This is a genomic window from Candidatus Woesearchaeota archaeon (assembly GCA_030651135.1).
Taxonomy (GTDB): domain Archaea; phylum Nanobdellota; class Nanobdellia; order Woesearchaeales; family JACPBO01; genus JACPBO01.
On record JAUSCS010000006.1, the window covers coordinates 540936 to 556083 of the forward strand.

A 15148-nucleotide genomic window follows, 5' to 3' on the forward strand; every position below is an offset into this window, starting at 1 on the left:
ATATGTAGTCACCTATATTATTCTATGCACGTTGAGAAAAGAAAGGCAGGAAAGCGAATAAAGTATTTTTTGGCGCATTCTTACAGGGAGGGCGCTAAGGTTTACAAATTCAGAAAATATCTGGGGCAGGACATAGATTTGCTGGAGGAAAGGAAAAAAATAGCTGAAAAGCTTATCCTTGAAGAAATACACAAATACAAAATCATAAAAGATCCGCTTCAGGTGGAACTTTCAGAAGAAGAGATAGCTTCAATAAGAAAGCTTGAAGCTCAAATACCCTTAAAAATAAGCCATTTATCAGAAGGAGACTGGAAAGAATTCTCAGAAATATTCACATACAATACCAATGCCATAGAAGGAAGCAGATTAAATCAGGAAGAAGTGAAAGAGCTGCTGGAAAAAGACAAATGGCCCAATAAGTCAAAAGAGGATATTGCAGAAGCATTTGGAGTGGATGAATCAATTTCATATATTCGAAACACAAAAGAGCATATCTCATTAGAGCTCATAAAAAAAATGCATAAGATTGTGTTCAAAAATTCCAAGCCATTTGCCGGAAAACTGAGAAAAAGAGGTGAAGAAGTAGTTGTCATGGGCAGCGGGGGAAATGTTGTCCATGAAGGAGCGCCGCAGGCAAGAATAAATCATCTTCTGCGCGGTTTGGCAGAATGGTATGAAAAGAACAAAAATAGGTATCCTGGATTGATTCTCGGGGCAGTTGTACATAACCAATTTGAGAATATTCATCCGTTCAGGGATGGAAATGGGCGAGTGGGAAGAATCTTGCTAAATAATATCCTCATCAAGCATAATCTGCCCCCGATAAACATAGATTTCAGGAACAGGGCAGAATACTATGCATCTTTGCAGGCATATGAAAAAAACCATGATTTAAAGCCCACAATAGAGCTTTATATGAAAGAATACAATGAATTAAAGAAAAAACTTGGCAACCACAAAACAAAGAAAGCCTAAATAGATGAATCAGCTCTTTTTTATATCTCAATAATCTTCCCTTTCTTCCCGACATTTATGACCCTTGTCTTCCCAACCATTTCTTCTATGCCTTCTGCCTCATGCACATGGGAGCAGAGCAGAATGTCAGGATGGAATTTTTCTATTGCTCTCTTTATTCCTGAGCTGCCTGGAAAGAACTGCGTGAACTTCTCCATTTTTGTTCCTGAAGGATGCACATGTGTAACCATTATCTTCTTGCTTAACTCCTTTATTTTGTCAAAGCCTTTCTTCAGCAGATCATAAATCTCTTTTTCATCCATCTGAAACAATCCAATATTGGCGCCGCCTGCTCCAAAGATTCCTACATTGCCGTATTTCACAGAATAGCCATGAATATTCTTCACTCCATAAACTTCAGCAAGAAAATCCGCTGTTGCAACTGTTTCATGATTTCCTGGAATAAGCAAAACTTTCTCATTCCTTTTTTTAAAAGGACCGATTAAGTTTGTTGTTGACCTGTCTCCCATTGTCAGATCGCCGCAAAGAATAACCAAATCAACATTTTCCCTTTTTGCCTGCTCTGCCAGCTTCTCAGCCAGGCTCATGTCGCCGTGTATATCTCCAGCGGCAAGTATCTTCAGTTTTTTATCAGTTTTCTTTTCCATAATGCAAAATAATAGAACGTAATTTAAAAAACTTCCTATCTTTTTATGACCTTTTCATTGTCAGTCAGATCAATTATTGTTGAAGGCCTGCCTTTTTTCTCTCCTTCATATAGTATGAAATCAATCTTCACCTTTATTTCAGGATCAAGATTATCAAGCGATGTCATGAAATCCTTGCCAATTACATTGGCAGATGTTGTCACAATCGGAGCATTCAGCTCAGCAGCAACCTCACTGAACCAATGGTTTGGAATTCTAATGCCCAGAGTATCAAGATCAGAATTCACATTTGGAGAAACCGCATCCTTTTTTTTCAGTTTTAGAATCAGGGTATATGGTCCGGGCAATTTATTAATCCATTTTTCTGCTTCTTTTGAGACTTCGCAGTTTTCCCTGATCCATTCTTTGGAAGGGGCAATAATTGAAAAAGGCCTTGTATATCGCTGCTTCGCTTCCCTTACTTTTTTTACCGCTCCAAAATGCCTTGCATTGCAGCCGATTCCATAGATTGTGTCAGTAGGATGAATAAATGTAGCGCCATTTAATATCCCCCTCAAAATTGCTTCCTTGTTTATCTTGAATTCATCTTTATTTATGATTTCCATGATTTTCAGGAATGCCTTATGGTTTATAAAGCTTGTTATATGCACTATATACCCTTAGAATTCTATTTTGTCATTGATCTTTGTTTTGCCAATAATGCCGCAAGGTAATTCAACAGCATATTTTGCTCTTTTAACACTATTATAAATAGCAAAGGGCCTAAAGTTTTTTTTCCTCTCAACAACTCTTTTATCTCTATTTAAAAACAGCACATCAATCGGATAAAAAACAAAGAACATATGCAGTGAAATCCTTTTTTCTTCATCAAAAGCAAGGACCAATGCAAAATCCTTTATTTTCTTTGAAAACATTAATCCAATTGCCTTTGAAAACAGACTTTTACAGATTTTATGTTTTTCAGCCAGAATTATTTTTTGCGATACGTTCTTAATTGCCATTTATTTTATTGCTGCTTTTACAAATCCGTAAAATAATGGAGCCGGATCTTCAAGCCTTGATTTAAGTTCAGGATGTGCCTGCGTGGCTATAAAAAACTTGTGTTTTGAAAGCTCTATAAACTCAACTAATCTTCCGTTAGGTGACATTCCGCTGAACATCAATCCTTTTTCCTCCAGTATTTTATGATAGTCTGGATTGACTTCATAGCGGTGCCTGTGCCTTTCAGAAGCTTCATCTGAATTGTAAAGTTTCTGGACAATGCTTCCTTTCTTCAAAACTGCCTTGCAGGCGCCGAGCCTCATTGTAGCTCCTTTCTCTTTTACATTTTTCTGCTCAGGCAAAATATCTATGACTGGATTATTTGTTTTCTCGTCATTCTCGCTTGTGCCTGCATCTTTCAAGCCGCAGACATTTCTTGCAAATTCAATAACTGCTAACTGCAATCCATAGCACAATCCAAGGAAAGGAATGTCATTTTCACGGGCATATTGTATCACTTTTATTTTTCCTTCTGTTCCTCTTGCTCCAAATCCGCCAGGAACAATAACGCCATTAACATCCTTTAAAGCATCTTCAACTTTTACCTTTCCATTTTCTATCTCTGTTGTTTCAATCCATTTCAGTTCAACTTTTGCATTGAGATGCGCCCCTGCGTGCATCAACGCCTCTATAATGCTTGCGTAAGAGTCCATCAATGCAGTGTATTTGCCGCAGATTGCGATCTTGACCTTGTTTTTAGGATTTTTTATATTTGCAACTAATTTTTTCCACTCAACTAAATCATTTATGTTCCTGAGAGCTAATTTTTCTTTTAAAACTTTCAGCAATCCTTCCTTTTCAAAAATAATCGGCAGTTCATAAGTTGTCTCCACTTTCGGGTCTGATATCACTTCCTCTTTCCTTACATTGGAAAACAGGGCAATCTTTTCTTTTATCTTGTCCTGCAAATAATCTTCTGATCTGCCTATCACAATATCCGGCTGTATTCCTCTCTGCTCGAGCATTGAAACGCTCTGCTGCGTTGGCTTGCTTTTCTGCTCTTCCACACCGCCGACAACAGGCACGAATGCAAGATGGACATATAGAATATTTTCCCTGCCAACCATTGACTTTAACTGTCTTGCTGCTTCTATAAAGAGCATATTTTCTATATCGCCGACTGTGCCGCCGATTTCAATAAGCATGATGTCTGCTTTTTCCTCATTTGCAATCTCAAAAAGCCTGTTTTTAATTTCATCTGTAACATGCGGTATCATCTGCACTGTCTTGCCCAGGTAATCTCCTCTTCTTTCGCGGTCAATCACCGCTTTGAAAACCTTTCCAGAAGTCAGGTTCCATTTGAATTTGCAGTTTATATTCAGGAATCTTTCATAATGGCCGAAATCCATGTCAACCTCTCCACCGTCATCAAGAACAAATACTTCGCCATGCTCTATCGGATTCATTGTGCCCGGATCAACATTAAGATAGCCGTCGCACTTTACCGGGATCACTCTATAAGTTGAATTGAGAAGCCTTCCGATAGAAGCAGTTACGATTCCCTTGCCTAATCCAGAAAGAACACCGCCAGTTACAATGATCCACTTCGTTTTATTAGTGAGCACAACTAAGAACATGCACTTTTATTTATAAAGTTTTCTCTAATTCAAAATATGATCTGAAAAATAGACCTATAAACACTAAACCCATCAATGCCAGGGATCGGAAGCATGTTCAATATAAATAAAAACATATTGATCTGCTTTGTCAGATACAATATTGAATAATATTTTTTATTCACTTTTTTATTTTTCAAAACAAGCCATGATCCGATCCAGAGCACTAGATTTACAAAAGGCCCGGCAAATGCTATCACTCCGCTCTGCATGGAAGTTAAAGGCTGAAGCGGCACTACAAATCCTGGAATGAAAAAAATAAATCCAAATCCAACAATCTTCAAAAATATCCCGATTAACAGCCATCCATAAGCTGCGAAAAATGTTGCTGAAACTCCAAAAAGCATTGCAGCAAACTTATGGCCAAGCTCATGCAGCACAATTGCAGGAGCAACAACTGCGACAGCAAATTTAAAGTTGGAAAAATTGAATTTTCCGTAATGTTTCAAGGGATCGTATGATCCAACAGCAGGCATTCTGAAAATATCTTTGAAAATAAAGCCAATCACAATGCTCATAATTATTATATCAATTATCTCAAGAATGGGCGAATTAAAAGGAATGCTGATATTAAACATCCGCAATATATCCAGTCTTGTAAAGTCGAAGATCATAGATTAAAAATAAACACATATTATTTATATACTTTCCCATAACATTTATATATTACTCTTTAAAATCTTTTCTTATGTTCGAAATAATATTATTATTAGTCATTATGATCTTTTTGAGTATAATCTTCATTACTTTGGGATCTGACTGGGCAACTGATTCTTTGATCCCTCTGGCGCAGAAGCTCGGAACAACGCATGTTGCTATCGGCCTGATACTTGTTTCAATAATGGTCAGTTTGCCTGAAATAATAATTGCTATTTGGGCTGCAAAGCTGGGTCATATAAACATAAGCTTGGGCGTTATAATTGGATCAATAATATGCAACATCGGCTTAATGACCGGCTTATCAGCAATGATAAAGCCGCTTAAGGTCAGCAGATCTCTGATTTTAAGGGACAGCATATTTGCCGTGTGCGTTGCTATTGTTGTTCTTGTTTTAAGCACAGATTACCAGATCACAAGATCTGAAGGCTGGGCATTCATCCTTATTTTTATACCATACTTAATTAATGTCTGGGTGCAGGAAAAATCAAAGCATGAAGCCCAGAAAGAGAAAGAATTGAAAGAAGTGGAGATAGAGCTGGACTTTATCGGTCTGCAGTTTGGCAAAATAAAAGCAGGAGTTTTGAGCTTTATTCTCGGGATGATCCTTCTCTTGATAGGATCCTATCTTTTTTCAAAATCATTAACATGGATATCTGGCGCATTTGGCTTTTCAGATCTGCTCATTGGCCTGACAATAGGCGCAATCGGACCATCAATACCCAATATAGCGGCTGCAATCCAGGCAACATTGAAAAACATGGAAGAGGTTGCTGTTTCAGAAACTCTTGGTTCTAATATTTTTACATTGCTGATTACATTAGGAATTTTATCAATCATACAGCCTATTACAATAACAGCAGGATGGCTGCGCTTTGACATTCCTATAATGGTTGCAATGAGCATACTGCTGCTCACCTTTATGGTTTACAAGCAGAGGATTTCAAGGGCAGAAGGATGGATTTTGTTTTTGAGCTACATAGCTGTTTTAATAATGAACATATTTATACATATGTGATGCAAAATGACTGAACTAATAGCTTGCTTGTCGCCGGCAAAAATAACGCAGGATTATCTGGTTAAATTAATCAACAGCCAGCAGTGGGAAAAGGTTTTTCTTGTGGCAGATGATCTCTGCAGAAAGGATTTTCCGAAAATGAAAAATGTTGAATTTATAATTGCAGATCCAAAAGAGCCGCTGCAGAAACTGAGCGAAAACATAAAAAAACAGCTCGAGAAAAAGATAACGGGCATTGAAGTTGCCTTCAACATGATAGCAGGATCAGGAAAAGAGCATATGGCTGTGCTGTCAGCATTGCTGAAGCTTGGAGTGGGGATAAGATTGATTGTTCTTACTGAAAATGGAGCTCTAGAATTGTAATTTATTTCATTATCCTATAAAGCTGATAAAGCAATCTGTCAGTTGACCTAACCAAATCAACATCCTTTCCATTAATCACAACACAATTCCCTTTCAGCTCGACTTCTGCTTTATCGTTTTCTTTCAAATAAATAACCGGCTCATCTGTGTTTGTGCAGTTGATGATCGGCCTTTCAGCGCAGTAGATTGTTTTGTTTTCAGAGCACGCCGCAACTGGCAGCAAGCCCAAACCCTGCACCATGTTTAAGCTCAATTCAGCAGCAGCCAGCGCAATATAGCCTGCCCCGGATTCTGCCGGATCAGATGTCAAATAGATGCTTTTGCTGAAATTAAACCTATCATCAATTTTTCCAACAACTGATATATTCTTTACTTCCCCGGGATTGTAATGCAGCGGAATGTTGAAAATATTGTTTTCATTCTGTATTTGCGTGTACCACATGCCGCCGATTTTCGTGAATTTATACGCGCCGTATTTGTATTCCTGAAGGCTTTCTTCTTTACTGTAAAAATACTTTACGCTGAATATTAATGCAAACACAATAATTAGAGCAATAATTGCTATTAGAAAAACCCTTGTTGTCTTTTTTTCATCAAATTTTTCTGTTTCCTCTTTTTCTTCAGGCTCGTCTTCTAATCCTTTTTCTATTTCAGAAACATCTTTAATTACTTCTTCATCTTTGGATTTAGCTTTATCTTTCATTTAATTATTCCAAATAACCCAAATAACAATCTGTCTTTCAATCTTATCAACTCTGCTTCATTAGTTGAATAAACAAATATGCAGTTTCCTTCCAAACTGGCTCCTGTTTCATTAGAGTAAGAGAGCTCCATAACAGGCACAGATGCTGTTGCATTCCTGCAGCTGACAACAGGAAGATTATAACTGCTTTCATTCATCAGCGAGGCTGCCGCATATATCTTGAAATTCTGCCACAACGCATTTTGAAGGTCATACTGTGTTTTTCCCATTATCTTGCGCGTGTCCTGTGAAATATCATAAGTGATATAAAGCATTTTCGTGTTTGATATTCTGCTTACAATATCGCTGCTTAAATTTATGTCTTCGACATTTTTTGGAAAATTGTCAAAATAAACATTATTTCCGTTTATCTTTGTTGCAAAAAGATTTCCATTTTGTGAGAAACTATGGCCGTTATACTTCAGCTTTACAACATTCGTGTATCTGTCAAAAATAACGGCAAAAGTGCTGAACACCATTATAAATGCTAAAAATAATGTTACAAGGACCTGTTTGTTCATTCTCCGCTTTTTCATAAGCGAATGAAGAAATGGCTTATTTATATGTTTTTCTAAAGCTTCATTGCATTTTTCTCAGGCTATGTCTGCTGGACTCAGGTATGAAACGTATGATTAATACGAAAAGTTTATAAAGTATGAAAAATCATACTCAAAAATGCTTGAGGACAAGTCATTTGAATATTACGGAAGCACGATCATTGGTGAAAGAGGGCAGATGGTGCTGCCGTCAAAGCTTAGGAAAAAATTAGGAATAGGCAAAGGCGAAAAATTTCTGGTTTTAAGCGGTGAAAAAATGGGAGCCCGCGGAATCATTCTGGTCAAAGCTGATGTAATGACTAAATTGCTGTCAAAATTTTTCGGCGGGGATATAAATAAAATGCTGAAGGAAAAATGAGCGCAATAATCGAATTGAGGAATGTCTGGAAAACATACAGGATGGGTGAAGTTGAGGTTAATGCATTGTGCGGCCTCAACCTTAAGATCAAAAAGGGCGAGTTTGTTGCAATACAGGGCCCGAGCGGCAGCGGAAAAAGTACAGCAATGAACATGGTTGGCTGCTTGGATATTCCCACAAAAGGCGACATATTCCTTGAAGGCCAGAATATTGCTAAATTGCATGAATCAGATCTTGCCCAGATAAGAGGCAGAAAAATAGGATTCATATTCCAGCAGTTTAATTTAATACCTACATTAACAGCCCTTGAGAATGTTGCCCTGCCAATGACTTTCCAGGATGTGCCGGCAGATGAGCGCATAAAAACTGCAAAAGAGCTTTTGGCAATAGTGGGCTTAAATGACAGGATGCGCCACAAGCCTTCAGAAATGAGCGGAGGGCAGCAGCAGAGAGTGGCAATTGCCAGATCACTTTCAAATAAGCCAGAGGTGATATTGGCTGATGAGCCGACAGGAAATCTCGACAGCAGAAGCGGCAGGGACATAATACACTTTTTAAAAAAGATGCACGAAAAAGAAGGCAAAACTTTCATTTTGGTCACTCATGATGCAGCTCTTGCAAAAGAGGCAGACAGGATTGAATATCTCAGAGATGGAAAAATTGTAAAAAGCTTGAATGGGGTGGGTTAGATGAATAAGAAAATAGCGTATGCGATTTTGGTTTTTGTTTTGTTGGCAATTTCAATAAACATTGCTTATGCCATAACAACCACTACAACTGTTGCGAATCCTGAAAGCAGGGATATAAAAATAACCCTGATAAGCCAGGAGCCTGACCCTGCAGAGCCTGCGGGATATGTTGACCTGCGCTTTAAAGTTGAAAATTGGGGAACGAGGGCAGCCTCTAATGTAACGCTTGATATTATTCCGCAATATCCATTTTCAATAGGCTCCGGAGACAGCACAGCTAAAAACCTCGGCAGCATATCCGGAATACAGCTTGGCTCAGAAGGAGTTATTGCAAAATTCAGGCTTAAGGTTGATGAGAATGCTGTTGACGGTGAAAATGAAATCAAGGTCCGCTACAAAACAGCATCAGGCTCTGAGTGGGTTACAACAAGAGCATTTAATATAAGCATACAGGCGCATGAAGCAATAATATCAGTTGAATCAGCCAATTCAACACCAAGGATAATTGTGCCCGGGAATGAAGCTTTGCTGAATATTGTAATCAAGAATATTGCAAGCTCTCTCTTAAAAGATATCCGGATAAAGCTTAACTTAAATGATACGCCTTTTGCGCCAATTGATTCTTCAAATGAAAAAACAATAAAAAATCTTGATGCAGGATTAAAGGAAACAATAACATTCAAGGTGATAACAGCGCCTGGAACAAAAGCAGATGTATATAAAATGCCGCTGGAAATAAATTATATAGACCGGCTTGGAAAGAATTACACAAAATCGCATTTAATCGGCTTGGTTGTCGGCTCAGTTCCAGACCTTTACATCAGCATAGACAGCTCAGCAATATACAAGGTCGGAAGCTCAGGCAAGATAATCATTAAATTTGTTAATAAAGGATTGACAGACATAAAATTTGTGAATGCAAAACTGAAAGAAACAAATGATTATGAAATAGTCTCCCCAGATGTTGTGTATGTGGGAAATGTGGATTCAGATGATTACGAAACAGCAGAATTCAGGCTGTTCCTGAAAAATGCAAAAGACAGCAAGGTAATACTTCCTCTTTTAGTTGATTACAAGGATGCAAACAACAAGGATTATTCTGCAAATGTCAGCCTGGAGCTTAAATTAATCAGCCCTGAAAAACTCGGCATAGAGCAAGGCAATGGCTTTTGGGGAATTGTTTTGCTGATCATCATTGCCGTAGCAGCATGGTGGGGCTATGGGAAATGGAAAAAGAGCAGAAGAAAAAAAGCTTAGTTTTATTTTTTCTTTTTGATTGAAAAAAGGAATAAAAATGCTCAAAGACTACATTAAGTTTGCATACAGCAATTTTTTGCATAGAAAGAAAAGAGGGATTCTTACAATTATCGGCATATTAATAGGAATAGCTGCCATTGTTGCGCTTATCTCATTAAGCATGGGCATGAAAGCTGCGCTTAATGAAGAATTTAAAAAAGTAGGGTCGAACAGGGTGATCATTGAAGCCGGCGGCATTGCATTTGGCCCGCCAGGAGCAGGCTCTTCGCTTTCTGCATCCGAATTGACAAAAGATGACCTTGATGTCGTAAGCAAAGTGGCTGGAGTGGATTTTGCAACCGGGATTCTTTCAGAAACAGCAAGAATTGAATTTCATGATGAAATTAAGCATACACTTGTTTTTGGCACTTCAACTGACGCAGAAACAAGAAAAAGATTAGAGGAAATAGGGCTTTTTGAAATAGGTGAAGGCAGGCAGCTGAAGCAGACTGATAAATACAAGGCAGTTCTGGGCTACAAAGTTGTGCATGATCTCTTCGATACAGATATAAAACTGGGAGATAAAATAAAAGTTGAGGACAAGGAATTTGAGGTTGTCGGCATTCAAGAATTGATTGGAACAGGTGTTCACGATCTTCTCGTCAGACTTCCTCTTGATACGGCAAGGGAGATATTCAGCGAGCCTGAAAAAATATCCTCGATAATGGTTACAACATCAATTGGATTTGAGCCGGTCAAAGTTGCTGAGGCAATAAAGAAAGAGCTAAGAAAATTCAGGAATGTTAAAGAAAATGAAGAAGATTTCACAGTGCAGACAGTAGAGCAGAGAGTTGCAACAGTTACAGTTATTCTTGATGTTGTGCAGGCTGTTTTGATTGGCATTGCTGCAATAAGTCTATTAGTTGGCGGAATCGGCATAATGAATACCATGTACACTTCTGTTTTGGAGAGAACAAATGAAATCGGCATAATGAAAGCTATTGGCGCTAAAAATTCAGATATTGCAAAAATATTTTTAATAGAATCAGGGCTGCTAAGTTTGGCTGGCGGCGCTATTGGCATTGTTATCGGCATTTCAATAGCAAAGGCAGTTGAATTTGCTGTGCAGGGCTATGGCATAACATTGTTCAGGGCAGACATAAGCCCTTTACTGATAATCAGCGCTTTGGCATTTTCATTTTTAATAGGATCTGTTTCAGGCTCTTTGCCGGCAAGGCAGGCAGCATTGCTAAGCCCGGTAGATGCATTGAGGAAAAAATGATCAAAGATTATGTAAAATACGCTTTCCTTAATCTAAGGGAAAGAAAGACCAGGACATGGCTCACAATGCTTGGCATTTTCATAGGCATAGCCTTGGTTGTTGCATTGATCAGCCTTGGCCAGGGATTGCAGGAGACAATAAATGAGCAGTTCAAGATGCTTGGCGTGGATAAGATAATCGTAAGCCCTGGCGGAACTTTTTCAGGTGTTGGCGGAAGCTCTGCAGCATCAGAGCTGAAAGAGAAAGATATTGATACAATAAAAAAAGTCAGAGGAGTTGATCTTGCTGCCGGTTTTATATATAAATTGGCAAGAATGAAAAGCGGCAATGAATTCAAATACAGCTGGGCAACTGGAATGCCGACAGATGAATCCAGGAAGATAATCGAAAGCATGCAGTCTTTTAAAATTACGGAAGGAAAGGACTTGAAGAAAGGCGATAGCTATAAGGCATTGGTCGGCATAATGTTCAGCGAAGGCAAAGTGTTCAAAAAAAAGCTTAATGTGGGAGACAAGATAGAAGTTGAAGGAAAAGATTTTGAGATCATCGGAATATTGGGCAGGATAGGCAATCCCCAGGATGATTCGCAGATACTTATTCCATTGGATGTTGCAAGAGCAGTTTTAAATGAGCCTGAAAAATATGATACAATAATAGTGCAGATAAAGGAAGGAGAAGATGCAAATGCAATTGCAGAAAGCATTAAAAAAAGGCTTCGTGACGAAAGGAATGTGAAGGAGGGCGAAGAGGATTTCTCAATACAGACATCAGCCCAGCTATTGGAAACTTTCAAAACAGTGTTTACAATTGTCCAGGCTGTTCTCATTGGAATTGCCGCAATAAGTTTGCTGGTTGGCGGAATAGGGATAATGAATACAATGTACACTTCTGTCTTAGAGAGAACGCAGGAGATTGGCGTTATGAAGGCAATAGGAGCTAAAAACTCTGATATTGCGCAGATCTTCCTGATAGAATCCGGATTATTGGGATTAACTGGAGGCATAATCGGTGTGTTGATCGGAGTTGGATTGAGCAATATTGTAGTTTACATCACAACCCAGATGGGAGTGTCGATCCTGAAGGCATATTTCCCATGGTATTTGATTGTTGGATCGCTGTTGTTTTCCGTTGCTGTAGGAATTGCTTCAGGAATGCTTCCAGCAAGGCAGGCTGCGCTTATGAGGCCTGCGGATTCGCTGAGGTATGAATAAATTGTTGTGGAAAATGGCAAAGCCGTAGGTAAAATATTTAAGTAATTCATTACTCATATGAGTAAAACAGTACAAATAGAAATGTTTTTATTTAAGCTGTTTTTTAATCTTCATGATGAAACAAAACGAATTGAACCAAAAGCTTGTAAAGCACGCAAAATACTTCCAGAAGGAAGTGAGGAAAAACATAGCTATTGCAATATCTGCTGCATTTGCCTTTATCCTCGCATTGTACTGGAAGGATCTCATAACTGAAGGCGTCAATAAAGTCCTTGATTATCTTAAGTTAAGCGGCAACAGCTTTTATTTCAGGGTGTTTGTTGCTTTAATTGTGACATTGATCTGCGTATTGGGAATAATAATCATAACAAGATGGGGTCAGATAAAGAACAAATAGAATGGAGCAGAAAATAAGCGCATTGGTGACTGTTTTTCTTGTATTTGCAATCCTGCTTACAGGAGCAGCAGTTTATCATAATATGGAGAAATGGTCGTGGGTTGATTCATTTTACTTTTCAACCACAACATTGACAACAATCGGATTTGGGGATCTTCATCCGACAACAAATGCATCAAAAATATTTACGATTTTTTACATACTCATAGGCGTAGGCGTAGTTTTTTATATGCTTTCCACAATAATCCTGAACTATGTCGAGGGCCATAAAAGAACAATAACAAAGTCGCTTTTAGGCACATTAAGCATGAAAAAAGAGCCCGAAAGGTGGATTGAGCTTAAAGTTAAGAAAGAGAAGTAGGAGTTAGATTTCTCAGATACAGCTCAAGCTTGTTTTTTACTTTTTCTTTCAGGTTTTCATCAATTTTTAGTCTTTTAACCTCTTTATCAACATCAAACCTTTTGAATTCTGTTAAAGTTCCTTTAAACTTTCTTCCTGCAATCTTTGCCTGTTTTTCAATTTCTTTCGCATATTCTGAGCCAAAGTAGCGTATTACAGGAAACTTGCTTATTGAATTTGCTCCTGCTTTCAGCAGATCAGAAACATAGTCGACCCTGTCCAGCCATATTCCTGCCTGTATGTCTATTTTTGGGAATTCTTTTCTTGTGAGCTTTATCCATTCTGCCATATATTCTTTTTTCGGAGGGCTTGATTTTTCAAAGATTGTGCCTTTCTGCGGGTTTAAGCCATAGAAGTGTATTTTTGATATTTTGTATTTTTTAATGAACACTTTTAATTTTTTAAAATCATCAATATTTTCTCCTAAGCCGAGTATTATTGTCATTGCAGTCTTTAGCTTCAGCTTCAGGGCTTCTTCAAGCATTTTTTCAAATGGCTTAATTGGCTTTGAAGGGCAGACAAAAGAATGTACTTTGGGATTGATAGTTTCTATAGATGCAACAACGCCTTTAATGTACGGCTTGAATTTTGTTAATTCTCTTTTTTTTATTGGGCCTATATTGATCCATATCTTTTCATTAATGGTTTTTTTTATTAATTTCAATAATTCTAAAAAATCCGTTGCTGCATACGCATTATGGCCGCCTGACAGGAAGCCGATATCCCAGCCGAGCTTTTTGCACAGGATGAATTCAGCCAAGATCGAAGCAAATGATCTTACAGCCATCTTTTGGCCTTTCGGTTGGGTGCTCATATAGCAGAACTTGCAGTCAGCAGTGCTGCAGTACCAGCTGAAGAAAATTGCGCGCTCGAAATTCGTTTTAGTTAGTTTCATTTAAAAGCCCCCAAAGGGATTTGCACCCTTGATCTTATAAATCTTTAATTTTATCTAAATGTTTTTTATTGGAAAAGCCAATTTCTTTTATAAATTTATTAACGTTTTCAAAGCCATTAATTTGAATAACATGTTTTCTGCCATTAATATATGCTCTTGGATTTAAATTAAGGTTTTTTAATATATTGTAAACTTGGTTCATTAAAGGTACACTTACCGTGCCTAGTTGTACTCTTAAATATGGCGTTTTGTAAATTTTTCTTTTATCATAAAAAATACAGCCGTCAGTATCATAAATGCCCCTAATACAATTAGTAATTGATTTTTGATCCTCAGAATTAACAATTTCATCAGGTATTGTTACAGTATATGATTTTTTACCAGATGGAAATTTGAATCTTTTTGTCAATAAATTATAAAATTCCTTGGAGTATATTGTCATTCTCATCGTATTATCTTTTTCCGTAATGATTGGATTTGAATTTGGGCTCATTTCTTTAATAATTGGTTTTAGAGTTTCAACAATGTATTCTTTATCGAGTTTAGAATGTCCTGTAAATTGAATCATATACATGCCGCCATATTTATTGGTAAACCCATCTCCTATAAATGCGCCAATTAATTCGCATAATTGCGGGGTTAGAGGCGTATCAAATTGAAAATTATACCTGCCGCATCTAGCACTTTTAGCTCCAATCTTTCTTCCTTTTTCAAAAATATATCTGTGTTTTTTATAAGTAGCAAGCCCCCCTTTAATCATCCCCCAATTTCTATCTTTTAAGAAGATTTGTTTATTAAAGAAGTTGTTATCATCTGTGCTTAAATGAGACAATAAATCTAAGAAAGTAGAATAAGGTATTGAAATATCACCATCTCTTAAATGTTCTAGTCTTGATTTATAAATGCCAAAATGCTTTCTTAATTCTTTCCATGTACCGAACTGAGCCTTAAGCTTAGCAAAGAATTCATCCCTGATAGTATCATCTCTAAAGAAGACTCTTTTAGAAAGCAATTCTTCATTGAGTGATTTTTTATTTTTCATAATAATGCTTTTTGGAAAAATA

At 37.6% G+C, this 15148-nt stretch carries 19 protein-coding genes; 10 read left to right on the forward strand and 9 right to left on the reverse strand.

What is annotated here, in order from left to right; translation table 11 throughout:
* Positions 1–24 precede the first annotated feature (24 nt).
* Complete coding sequence (locus Q7J54_03150; protein ID MDO8740548.1) at positions 25–975, forward strand: Fic family protein; 951 nt, start codon at positions 25–27, stop codon at positions 973–975.
* 20 nt (positions 976–995) lie between these two features.
* On the opposite strand, the gene Q7J54_03155 is transcribed toward Q7J54_03150, so the two are convergent.
* The 5 genes from Q7J54_03155 to Q7J54_03175 are packed head-to-tail and all read right to left on the reverse strand — an operon-like array spanning position 996 to position 4893.
* The gene (locus Q7J54_03155; GenBank protein MDO8740549.1) at positions 996–1622 is read right to left on the reverse strand and encodes a metallophosphoesterase; all 627 of its coding nucleotides are present in this window, start codon (positions 1620–1622) and stop codon (positions 996–998) included.
* Between the two features lie 35 nt (positions 1623–1657).
* Positions 1658–2227 (reverse strand): L-threonylcarbamoyladenylate synthase, encoded by a 570-nt coding sequence (locus Q7J54_03160; protein MDO8740550.1) that lies wholly within the window; start codon positions 2225–2227, stop codon positions 1658–1660.
* Positions 2228–2281: 54 nt separating this feature from the next.
* Positions 2282–2623, reverse strand: a complete 342-nt coding sequence (locus Q7J54_03165; GenBank protein ID MDO8740551.1) for a DUF192 domain-containing protein — start codon at positions 2621–2623, stop codon at positions 2282–2284.
* Positions 2624–4240 (reverse strand): CTP synthase (glutamine hydrolyzing), encoded by a 1617-nt coding sequence (pyrG, locus tag Q7J54_03170; GenBank protein MDO8740552.1) that lies wholly within the window; start codon positions 4238–4240, stop codon positions 2624–2626.
* Positions 4241–4269: 29 nt separating this feature from the next.
* Positions 4270–4893, reverse strand: a complete 624-nt coding sequence (locus Q7J54_03175) for a M50 family metallopeptidase (protein MDO8740553.1) — start codon at positions 4891–4893, stop codon at positions 4270–4272.
* Between the two features lie 74 nt (positions 4894–4967).
* On the opposite strand from Q7J54_03175, the gene Q7J54_03180 reads away from it, so the two are divergent.
* The gene (locus Q7J54_03180; protein ID MDO8740554.1) at positions 4968–5954 is read left to right on the forward strand and encodes a calcium/sodium antiporter; all 987 of its coding nucleotides are present in this window, start codon (positions 4968–4970) and stop codon (positions 5952–5954) included.
* A 6-nt stretch (positions 5955–5960) separates the two neighbouring features.
* Positions 5961–6317, forward strand: coding sequence for a hypothetical protein (locus tag Q7J54_03185; protein ID MDO8740555.1), 357 nt, complete (start codon positions 5961–5963; stop codon positions 6315–6317).
* Position 6318: 1 nt separating this feature from the next.
* On the opposite strand, the gene Q7J54_03190 is transcribed toward Q7J54_03185, so the two are convergent.
* Positions 6319–7020, reverse strand: a complete 702-nt coding sequence (locus Q7J54_03190; GenBank protein ID MDO8740556.1) for a hypothetical protein — start codon at positions 7018–7020, stop codon at positions 6319–6321.
* Positions 7017–7595, reverse strand: coding sequence for a hypothetical protein (locus Q7J54_03195; GenBank protein MDO8740557.1), 579 nt, complete (start codon positions 7593–7595; stop codon positions 7017–7019). The genes Q7J54_03190 and Q7J54_03195 overlap by 4 nt, the downstream gene beginning before the upstream one ends.
* Positions 7596–7734: 139 nt before the next feature.
* Here Q7J54_03195 and Q7J54_03200 point away from each other — a divergent pair, with 139 nt between their 5' ends.
* The 7 genes from Q7J54_03200 to Q7J54_03230 all read left to right on the forward strand — a co-directional run bounded on the left by Q7J54_03200 (position 7735) and on the right by Q7J54_03230 (position 13150).
* Positions 7735–7974 carry an AbrB/MazE/SpoVT family DNA-binding domain-containing protein gene (locus Q7J54_03200; protein MDO8740558.1) on the forward strand — a complete coding sequence of 80 codons (240 nt, stop codon included), beginning with the start codon at positions 7735–7737 and terminating at the stop codon, positions 7972–7974.
* A complete protein-coding gene (locus Q7J54_03205; protein ID MDO8740559.1) occupies positions 7971–8663 on the forward strand; it encodes an ABC transporter ATP-binding protein in 693 nt (230 codons plus the stop codon). Before Q7J54_03200 ends, Q7J54_03205 begins: the two co-directional genes overlap by 4 nt.
* Positions 8664–9920: a COG1361 S-layer family protein gene (locus Q7J54_03210; GenBank protein ID MDO8740560.1), complete on the forward strand. Its 1257-nt coding sequence runs from the start codon at positions 8664–8666 to the stop codon at positions 9918–9920.
* A 37-nt stretch (positions 9921–9957) separates the two neighbouring features.
* Positions 9958–11181, forward strand: coding sequence for an ABC transporter permease (locus Q7J54_03215; GenBank protein MDO8740561.1), 1224 nt, complete (start codon positions 9958–9960; stop codon positions 11179–11181).
* Positions 11178–12392: an ABC transporter permease gene (locus Q7J54_03220; GenBank protein ID MDO8740562.1), complete on the forward strand. Its 1215-nt coding sequence runs from the start codon at positions 11178–11180 to the stop codon at positions 12390–12392. Before Q7J54_03215 ends, Q7J54_03220 begins: the two co-directional genes overlap by 4 nt.
* 112 nt (positions 12393–12504) lie before the next feature.
* Positions 12505–12789 (forward strand): DUF5654 family protein, encoded by a 285-nt coding sequence (locus tag Q7J54_03225; protein MDO8740563.1) that lies wholly within the window; start codon positions 12505–12507, stop codon positions 12787–12789.
* A gap of 1 nt (position 12790) precedes the next feature.
* Positions 12791–13150, forward strand: coding sequence for a potassium channel family protein (locus tag Q7J54_03230; GenBank protein ID MDO8740564.1), 360 nt, complete (start codon positions 12791–12793; stop codon positions 13148–13150).
* Here Q7J54_03230 and Q7J54_03235 read toward each other — a convergent pair.
* Positions 13134–14084, reverse strand: coding sequence for a radical SAM protein (locus Q7J54_03235; GenBank protein ID MDO8740565.1), 951 nt, complete (start codon positions 14082–14084; stop codon positions 13134–13136). The genes Q7J54_03230 and Q7J54_03235 overlap by 17 nt on opposite strands.
* A 34-nt stretch (positions 14085–14118) precedes the next feature.
* Positions 14119–15126, reverse strand: a complete 1008-nt coding sequence (locus Q7J54_03240) for an LAGLIDADG family homing endonuclease (protein ID MDO8740566.1) — start codon at positions 15124–15126, stop codon at positions 14119–14121.
* Between the last annotated feature and the right edge of the window lie 22 nt (positions 15127–15148).

Bases quoted from the DNA above. Each gene is read 5' to 3' on its own strand.
- Q7J54_03225 (MDO8740563.1), top strand. From the start codon at position 12,505: ATGATGAAACAAAACGAATTGAACCAAAAGCTTGTAAAGCACGCAAAA.
- Q7J54_03195 (MDO8740557.1), bottom strand. From the start codon at position 7,595: ATGAAAAAGCGGAGAATGAACAAACAGGTCCTTGTAACATTATTTTTA.
- Q7J54_03155 (MDO8740549.1), bottom strand. From the start codon at position 1,622: ATGGAAAAGAAAACTGATAAAAAACTGAAGATACTTGCCGCTGGAGAT.
- Q7J54_03210 (MDO8740560.1), top strand. From the start codon at position 8,664: ATGAATAAGAAAATAGCGTATGCGATTTTGGTTTTTGTTTTGTTGGCA.
- Q7J54_03230 (MDO8740564.1), top strand. From the start codon at position 12,791: ATGGAGCAGAAAATAAGCGCATTGGTGACTGTTTTTCTTGTATTTGCA.
- Q7J54_03150 (MDO8740548.1), top strand. From the start codon at position 25: ATGCACGTTGAGAAAAGAAAGGCAGGAAAGCGAATAAAGTATTTTTTG.
- Q7J54_03175 (MDO8740553.1), bottom strand. From the start codon at position 4,893: ATGATCTTCGACTTTACAAGACTGGATATATTGCGGATGTTTAATATC.
- Q7J54_03240 (MDO8740566.1), bottom strand. From the start codon at position 15,126: ATGAAAAATAAAAAATCACTCAATGAAGAATTGCTTTCTAAAAGAGTC.
- Q7J54_03165 (MDO8740551.1), bottom strand. From the start codon at position 2,623: ATGGCAATTAAGAACGTATCGCAAAAAATAATTCTGGCTGAAAAACAT.
- Q7J54_03160 (MDO8740550.1), bottom strand. From the start codon at position 2,227: ATGGAAATCATAAATAAAGATGAATTCAAGATAAACAAGGAAGCAATT.
- Q7J54_03205 (MDO8740559.1), top strand. From the start codon at position 7,971: ATGAGCGCAATAATCGAATTGAGGAATGTCTGGAAAACATACAGGATG.
- Q7J54_03200 (MDO8740558.1), top strand. From the start codon at position 7,735: ATGCTTGAGGACAAGTCATTTGAATATTACGGAAGCACGATCATTGGT.
- Q7J54_03190 (MDO8740556.1), bottom strand. From the start codon at position 7,020: ATGAAAGATAAAGCTAAATCCAAAGATGAAGAAGTAATTAAAGATGTT.
- Q7J54_03235 (MDO8740565.1), bottom strand. From the start codon at position 14,084: ATGAAACTAACTAAAACGAATTTCGAGCGCGCAATTTTCTTCAGCTGG.
- pyrG (MDO8740552.1), bottom strand. From the start codon at position 4,240: ATGTTCTTAGTTGTGCTCACTAATAAAACGAAGTGGATCATTGTAACT.
- Q7J54_03220 (MDO8740562.1), top strand. From the start codon at position 11,178: ATGATCAAAGATTATGTAAAATACGCTTTCCTTAATCTAAGGGAAAGA.
- Q7J54_03215 (MDO8740561.1), top strand. From the start codon at position 9,958: ATGCTCAAAGACTACATTAAGTTTGCATACAGCAATTTTTTGCATAGA.
- Q7J54_03185 (MDO8740555.1), top strand. From the start codon at position 5,961: ATGACTGAACTAATAGCTTGCTTGTCGCCGGCAAAAATAACGCAGGAT.
- Q7J54_03180 (MDO8740554.1), top strand. From the start codon at position 4,968: ATGTTCGAAATAATATTATTATTAGTCATTATGATCTTTTTGAGTATA.